An 8,117-nucleotide genomic window follows, 5' to 3' on the forward strand; every position below is an offset into this window, starting at 1 on the left:
GTTATGCTTCATCTAGTCCCTAAATCTTTTAATCGCCCTGTCCCCCCTGTAGGTCAGGTTTAAACCTGACCTACAGGGGGGACAGGGCATAAGAAATAAAAAAACACATAAAATAAACCACTACACTCTAGAACAATAAAACAAAAACACTACAAAACACCCACCCCTCCCCTATCCTACTACAAAGCTAAGGTAACGCCCCCTTTACAGGCTTTATAAGAAGAGTATAGAGGTTTTTAAGCTTTAAAGGGGATAGGATAGATGCTATTCCTAGGGATATAGAGGATATAGATATAGGTAATAGGAAGGTCTTCATATAGGGCACCTTTGTGGTTAGTGTATATATGATACTACTATGGGCTTATTGAGTCAAGGTGCAGGGTTTATGAGATCAGGGGACACTTTGAAGCGTGATTCGGGGACAGATTGGTGAGGGGAGTTCAATACGGTACAAGAAACTTACATACTAAACCCTATCGGCCCCTTTGGCTTTGACGGAGTCTCTGGAGGCGGCGGTAATGGCGGCATAAACGATTTCATGATCTCAAATATGGCTATTACGTATTTATCTTGCTTATCCATGCGCTTCTCGAGTTTTTCCAGCTTTTCTGCTATCTCTTTGTGCGTGACAAGGATCTGCTTTAGCCTTACAAATGCTCGCATAATAGCAATATTGACCTGGATGGCGCGTTCGCTATTAAGAACCGATGAAAGCATTAAAATGCCATGTTCCGTAAATGCACGCGGCATCTTGCGCGATCCTCCCCAACTTGAAGTTCCAAAATGGAACTTCAAGTTTTTAAGCTCATCTTTTGTTAATCGAAACATAAAATCTACAGGGAAACGGCCTATGTTTCTACTTACAGCTTTATTCAAATTCTTTGTTAGGATGTCATAAAGCTCAGCCAAATCCCTATCGAGCATAACCTTTTGCCCACGAATTACGAATATTCTGCGCTCGATTACCTCCTGCGGAACAAGCCCTTTCATAATATGCCTCCCTCCTGTCTAAGATCACAATTTGCGACTACCTATTTATCAAATCAACCTTCATAACAGTGCCATTATGCCAGTCCTTGCACTCCTCCAGCGCCATCTCAGCAAAGACCTCCAGGCCTTTATTTGGCCTCATATTATACTTTCTCAATGCGTCCAACGCATTCTCCGAGCCATGATGAGCAAGTATCATCATAATAGCTTCCCTGGTTTTGCGCTGAATGCCTTTTCCAAGAAGCAGTCTACTCATGTTGACTACAGTTCCAACCGGGAGCTTATTACACTCCCGAGGCAACAAAGTATGGCTCATTATATAATGGCTCGTTGCCTGTACTCGCGGATCAGGATCATCAACCATACCAGCCATCATGGCTTCTCTCCCGTTAGTCCGCCACAAATGCTCCAAAAACCCCCAAAACCACCCTTCTGTCATACCACACCTCCCTTTACTATATAAGACACATCTGGAGGGGTGTTTTCTTTCAAGAAAAATTACTTTTTTGTAATTTTTCGCAGTCTCGCCGAAGCCAAGCACGAAAGTTGCTTGGCGTAGGCGGGCAATTATTTTAGGAAATTTAAAAATCGGAAGGAATTTTAAGTACTAGGGTGTATCCAAATAAGATGTCTACTATCTGCTATAAACACTTTCTAGAAAACTCTTGGGGTAGCAGTCTAAAAAAGAGTGTCTTGACTGTGGCTGGCATTATAAGATGCACTAAATAGCCTTCAGGATCTGTTCCTCTAAACCAAAGGAACTCTTGGCGTGCTGGATAACCTTCTAAAGCTTTCCTTATGTTAGGAAATATAACATTGCATCCCTGCCCTTTATCAACTTTAACAGAGACCTTCTTGCCGTTTGCCTTTACAAAGATATAGCCTCTAAATTTCTCATGAGATGCAAAGATCTCTGTTGTCAGGCTACCATCTAACAGCTCCATCAAAGTCTCTTTAGAAACAGGGCTCTCTCTCATTGGTTCTAGAGTCACCTGTTCCATATTTGTTAATGAAATAGCAGCTGATTCAAGTAAAGGACAATTCTTGCACCATACACTAAATCTTTCCTCTCCCTCCTTCTTTCCATGTTTATCTTGCAGCCCTCTTAAGATACCTTTTGCAACGCTTTTGCGGTAATATGAAAAATCAAGGCTATGACCACCATAGTCCATAAGCAAATCTACGCCACCGACAGGATTGTCCAAATTCATAAGTGCAGTAATAAAATCATTAGCATTTTGATTCTTTTTAATATTCCTTACAGTCATTAATTTAAGCTTGGGCTTGGATACTTTTCTGTAGTGGGTGAGATCTCCCGCTTCGATTATAATCCGACTTAAATCAATAGACCGTTGCCTTTCTTCATCAAAAAATATGGTAAGTGTCCTAGATGTCTCTTCAACAATGGCGGCTGTTTCTTCTTTGGTGAACTGAAACATATATGGATCAATTCTCTCTTCTCTAATTTTCCTAGGTGGAATCCTTTTATCATTTATATAAAAAGTCGTTGTCTGTTCAGCATTATTCCAGTCAATCCCCAATTCATAATAATCATTGAACCACTCACAACTAAACATAGTTAAAGAAGTGCTGTTGTCTAATACATAAGGGTTTTGTAATAAGTCTGAGAACTTGGGAAATTGCTTTCGAAGTGAGAGAATATTTGCAAAATCATCCATGGTGCTTTGATTCAATGAAGAGCCCTTCGCAGCCACTAAGCCAAAAGTAACTTTTTTCGTCCCTAAAGATACGTTTACTCTAAAAATATAATTATATTTTCCCAGCTGAAATAATTTTATCCCCATTCCCTTAATTTTTTTAACTTCTTCTGGTTTTATTTTCTTTTTCAGGCAGCTAAAAATAGTTTTCTCTAGGAAACCGTTATCTGTATTAAGAACTACCTCTCTAATGTATTCTTTCATAAAATAGGGCATTTCTGTCTTCATGTTATTGTAGTCTAATCTTGTCGTTGTCCATCTTATCGGAATAGAGAAGTTTTTCTTTTTTTCTGCTGCTGAAAAGAATCTTTCCTCATCAATATCCATAGGGAGTCGCAGATGGTATATATCAAGTGAATAAGCAAGGTCCTGACACAAAAATACTCCTATTAGCGTAAATATTAGTGCTATATTAATTATCTTATGTGTCTTTCTCATATACTTATCTCTTTTAAAAGCCCTTTCTATTACAAGACATAAAAAGGCCATCTTTCTCGTGGCCTATCTTAAATATTGCCTATATTATATCAAATTACAGCGAAAAGTCAATGTATTTGAAGTAATAGGGCTCCGTCCCCTGTTACCCGTCCCCTGTTACTTAAAAATTGGAAGGAATTTTAACTCGCAGGGTGTACCCAAATAGGACGTCTACTTATTTGTCCCAGTTTTTGAAATTAGATTTGATTTCTAACCTTGACAGAAATCTCTATAGGCGTCCGTAGGCTTTCTATCACGTCTTTAAAAATAGACTCGATTTCGTCAGCATCCTTATGCGGATATCCACACTCGCGCAAAGCTTTTTCAATGGGTTCTGGACTCTCTGTGTCTTCAAAATCCTCTGTTGTCTCGCAAATCAACCGACCCCCCATCTCACAAAAGCCAAAATCGTTACCAAAATTAGAAGGCCTTTCTTTTCTGCGAGGGATAAGATATACTTTTCTTTGTCCTTCTGCGTCGCGGCCAAATAAAATACCAAATGCCCGCTTTTCCTGTTGGTCCTCCCCAGGAAATCTCTCTGCCGTAGAATCAATCATGCCTATTAGAAACCTTGCAATTTTTTCCTTGTCTCCCCTGATAACATAAACCAAGTTAGGCCATGATTCGTCTAGCTTGCTCACCTTTAGTCTATCGCTCTTAAATAAGGTTATTTCGCCTATATGTTCACCTTCCAATGGAAGTTTTCCATTAGTACCATGAAAATGTAGATGTTTAGGTATGGAAGCAGCTGCGCCTATAGCATTAAAACTAAAACTGAACGACTTTAATCTTTCAATAAGATCAAGCATGAATCCAATGCGGCCCAATGAAAGCCCCTGGTCTTCATGTCCGATCAGAGCTAATGTAATATGATTTTTTAAATACTGAAATGGATTAGCTAATGCAACATACTCTACGCCATTTATCTTATCAAAAATACGCAGGCCTCTCTGCTGGTTTGCCATGTTTGGAATACAGATAAAACATCCATCGTTTACGGCTTCCGGGTGATCTTTTAACTTTGTGCCTGGAAAACCAACTCTACGGAGTGGGCGCCATATACTTTTTATAAGGCTAAACCTGCCTAGCGGTTTTTCATCAGTAACTTTTGCACTTTTATCTTCCTGACCAATACGAGCGTCGTATTCTTTTCTAATGCTTTTATTCGTTGCATGTTTCCTATACATCTCCTCTATTGTAAGGCCTTCTTCCCAATAATCATCATAACCAAAACCTTCCTTAGCCTGGCGCTTCAACATCTCTAATAGTGTTTTATCAATATCATATAGCTTTCCCTCGACCTCCTGCAAATCGTCGTAGAAAAAATCAGGCCTCATATTTTCCTTAACATGCTCTATAATTGCTTTTACCTCATTTATAACTCCACTGTTTGTTAATAATGGCTCCAAAAGGTCGCTTGTAAAACTGACTCTTTGTTGCTCATTACCCTTCGAATCTAAAAACCTATCTCCCTGCAATTCAACATATAACCCTGCGCTTTCCTTCTTGGCGTTAAGAAGACTTTTCATGTCAAATATATATCTTGTCCAAACTTCTCCAGCACCCGGTTTTTCAAGATCCGCTTGCTCCTGCTCTAAATGCTCCTGCCATTCCTTTCTTGTCATCTCTTCTCTTTTCCTATCCATTTCCATCTTATCCTGTTTGATCATTCCATATTCTACATCGCTCAGCAAGTATACATAGAGGGATCTTCTCTCATTATTTTTCTTATCTTCAGATGGAGATTTAAAACCTCCTTCTTCACCTATTTGCCAAAGTCTTCCTTGCAACTTCCATTCTTCAGGAAATCCCAACTTCTCTGGAAGTTCTTTTCTAATAGTCTGGCGATATCTCCAACCAGAAGGATTATGACCTCCTAAAATAGATAATTTAAGCGGCTGTGCCTTATTATGTGCCCTACGGTCAATGATAATTTCCCCATCGAGATTAAGAACAAATGCATTAGAAGTCCTGTGCAACAAACCTTTCTCGTGTCCTAAATCTGATATTTTCTTCTTTCTGAGCACCCTTCCTACAACATTTTCATTGCCACCTTCACCAACTTCGAGAATGTCTATAAATTCAAGCCCTTTAATTGCCTCATCAGCATATTGCAAATCTCCTTTTTCATCAACATAGTCTACTATATCTTTTGCTAATGCTAAGGCCTTTGGGAGTTCAGCTATAATAACTTGCTGCCCTTCTATTTCTTTTGCAATATAAACTGTCTCTTTTTTTAAGGATAATTCTTTTTCAAGCTCTTCTTTGCGCTTAATATCATCTTGGCTGCCAACTTGAAGTCTTAGGGTTTGTTGAAGATACGCAGGTTGTGCATAGGGAGTTTTTATGAATAAAAATGCTGTAAGAATAACAAAACTAATTATCGTTCTCATCCTTTAATCTCCTTTGGCAATACTTTTTTAAGCTGTAGCATATCGCGGGTAAAAAAATAGTCCTGGTTTTTACTATTTGACTATGCAAGACTCCTTCTTTTATTAATTTTATTATACCAAATTACAGCGAAAAGTCAATGTATTTGAAGTAATAGGGCTCCGTCCCCTGTTACCCGTCCCCTGTTACTTAAAAATCGGAAGGAATTTTAAATACTAGGGTGTACCCAAATAGGACGTCTACTTATTTGTCCGTCTATTGTTTGTTTACTATTTGCCTCATAACCAACCTAAAATCCGCCTACCCCAAGATAGCTTCCCAAGCAAATCCAGGACAGTTTTCTTCATAGTCTGGTAGACGTTTCCGATATTGATATCATCACTGGCCTGCCATGAGGGTTTTGACTCGAAATATTTTTCTACTTGCTCTGCATCATTTGGATGAAACCCCCATCTGCCTCCCATATAGATTTCATAAGTATCATGTCGACCTTCGATAATATCTACGAATATCTGTCTAAAGCTCGCATCTATGTAAAGTTCTCCACATATGTCTTTGTCGAATATTGCCTCATCTACACCTCGCTTCTTAAGAACTAACTTCTTTGGTGTCCAATCGAAACGTCCATTGCTCTCCTCAAGACGTGACACTTCAAACCAACCATGTCCTGGACATGTCTTATTAACTATTTGCTTTCCATCCTTGATGTCATTGATTATCGTATCTTTATCTAATGGAACCATTTTATATTTCTTGACTAATCCTATAGCTCTTGGATTGGGAGGAAGAAGGCCCATCAAGTCAGCACCAAGAGTCTTTGAAAACACTGCCTTGTCATTTAAGGAGATATCTTTAAATCTAATCTCCATCAATACCTCTGCAAGAGAAATACCTTTAAGCGAAGGTATGATTTTACTAATATTATCCTTTCTATATTCTTCCTCAATCACCAGCCCTGCAAATTTTGGTACATCTCCTTCTAAACACCAGGAAGTTGCGCCAATTTCTTCTCCGTTGTAATATAGTATATACTCATACAGAAACATGTTGCTTATAGGTCTACCATCTATTGACAACTTAAATATCTTGTTTTCAATAATAATATCACCCTTATAGGCATCAGGTTCAACTTGTCTAAATTTACCAAATTCATACTTCGGACCTATAATTGCCTTACTTACACGCTCACTTGATTGCCCTATAAAAACACGTAACGTCTCGCTAGATGAATAAACAATATCTGCGCACATCACCGCCCTTATTAGCGTAAATATCAATGCTATATTATAAGATTTTTTAATCTTAATCATAATCTGGACACAAAAAGGCCATCTTTTTCATGACCTATCTTAAATATTGCCTATATTATATCAAATTACAGCGAAAAGTCAATGTATTTGAAGTAATAGGGCTCCGTCCCCTATTATCCCTTCGCAATCTCGCCGAAGCCAAGCACGGAAGTTGCCTGGCGTAGGCGGGCAATTATTTTAGGAAATTTAAAAATTGGTAGGAATTTTAAATACTTTTGAAGTTAGTTTTGGCATAAAACTGGTTATGCTACCTTAAGACCATGTCCTCGACCGGAAAGCTTTGGAAAAGATATTTCCATACCTCTGCCTAAAGACCTGGCAATATTAAGCAATGTATCTATGGTTAAGTTGTCTGCCTCCGCTGTCTCTATTTGGGAGATAAATTGCTGGGAAACATGAAGTTTTTTTGCGAGATCAGACTGCCTTAGATGCGCGTCTTGTCTTAGCTCGGCAAGTTTCTGAGCCAGGGCTACTTTTATCTTTTCGCGCTCGTATGCTTTTCTGAATTTTTTATTCTTAAGAAGTTCTTTTAAATGAATCTCATAATTTTTTAAGCCTATTTTTCCCATTTTAATCACCTTGCGATTCCACTCTTTTTATGCGCTTATTTTTTTCTACCTGTAATTTTCTCTTTATACATATATTTAAATCGCTTTCAGGTATTTTATATGTCTTTTTCTTTATAGCATGTAGAAACACAGCTACATCCTTTAAAAAGAAGAAATAAAAAATCCTATTATTTTTTGGTCGGAGCTCATAAATGCCATAACCTAAATAATCCGCCATAGGACGCCGCAAATTATAGCCTTGTCTCATGAGCTCATGAAAATACGCGAAAACCTTTGCCCTTTCCTTTACAGGCAAGCTGGTTATAAATTCCTTAACTGGACTATTGCCCCTCTCGTCTAAAAAATAATATATATTTGATAACCTGTGTCCCATTATAAGTATACAAGATATAACTTGTATTGTCAAGGGTTAATTTTAAAGGTCTTTTTACTACCCCTACTATATAAGACACATCAGAAGGCGATTTTCTTTCAATTATTTTAGATTTTTTCAAGAGATTCAAGAATCGGAAGGATCAAGGGCTACATTGCTACGCGGTGCAAGACCTCTGAGATAAAGGTCTGGTATTTTACGCCTAGTTTTCGGGCTTTTTCTTTTATGCTATTTAGATCATGGCTGTTTACCCTGATATGCAGAATCGCGTCTTTTTTGCGTGCTGCCA

Annotated in this window: 7 protein-coding genes; all 7 read right to left on the bottom strand. The window is 38.3% G+C overall.

Features of this window, described 5'->3' with window-relative positions; translation table 11 throughout:
• Nucleotides 1-459: 459 nt before the first annotated feature.
• The gene (locus tag P9L93_02970; GenBank protein ID MDP8230047.1) at nt 460-990 is read right to left on the bottom strand and encodes an ORF6N domain-containing protein; all 531 of its coding nucleotides are present in this window, start codon (nt 988-990) and stop codon (nt 460-462) included.
• 37 nt (nt 991-1,027) lie between these two features.
• Nucleotides 1,028-1,429: a hypothetical protein gene (locus P9L93_02975; protein ID MDP8230048.1), complete on the bottom strand. Its 402-nt coding sequence runs from the start codon at nt 1,427-1,429 to the stop codon at nt 1,028-1,030.
• Between the two features lie 202 nt (nt 1,430-1,631).
• A complete protein-coding gene (locus P9L93_02980; GenBank protein MDP8230049.1) occupies nt 1,632-3,146 on the bottom strand; it encodes a hypothetical protein in 1,515 nt (504 codons plus the stop codon).
• 236 nt (nt 3,147-3,382) lie between these two features.
• Nucleotides 3,383-5,578, bottom strand: a complete 2,196-nt coding sequence (locus tag P9L93_02985) for a DUF4922 domain-containing protein (protein MDP8230050.1) — start codon at nt 5,576-5,578, stop codon at nt 3,383-3,385.
• A 276-nt stretch (nt 5,579-5,854) separates the two neighbouring features.
• The gene (locus tag P9L93_02990; GenBank protein MDP8230051.1) at nt 5,855-6,886 is read right to left on the bottom strand and encodes a hypothetical protein; all 1,032 of its coding nucleotides are present in this window, start codon (nt 6,884-6,886) and stop codon (nt 5,855-5,857) included.
• 242 nt (nt 6,887-7,128) lie between these two features.
• Nucleotides 7,129-7,455: an XRE family transcriptional regulator gene (locus P9L93_02995; protein ID MDP8230052.1), complete on the bottom strand. Its 327-nt coding sequence runs from the start codon at nt 7,453-7,455 to the stop codon at nt 7,129-7,131.
• 1 nt (nt 7,456) lies between these two features.
• Complete coding sequence (locus tag P9L93_03000; GenBank protein MDP8230053.1) at nt 7,457-7,828, bottom strand: type II toxin-antitoxin system RelE/ParE family toxin; 372 nt, start codon at nt 7,826-7,828, stop codon at nt 7,457-7,459.
• Between the last annotated feature and the right edge of the window lie 289 nt (nt 7,829-8,117).

Source organism: Candidatus Gorgyraea atricola, from assembly GCA_030765235.1.
GTDB classification, from domain to species: domain Bacteria; phylum Omnitrophota; class Gorgyraeia; order Gorgyraeales; family Gorgyraeaceae; genus Gorgyraea; species Gorgyraea atricola.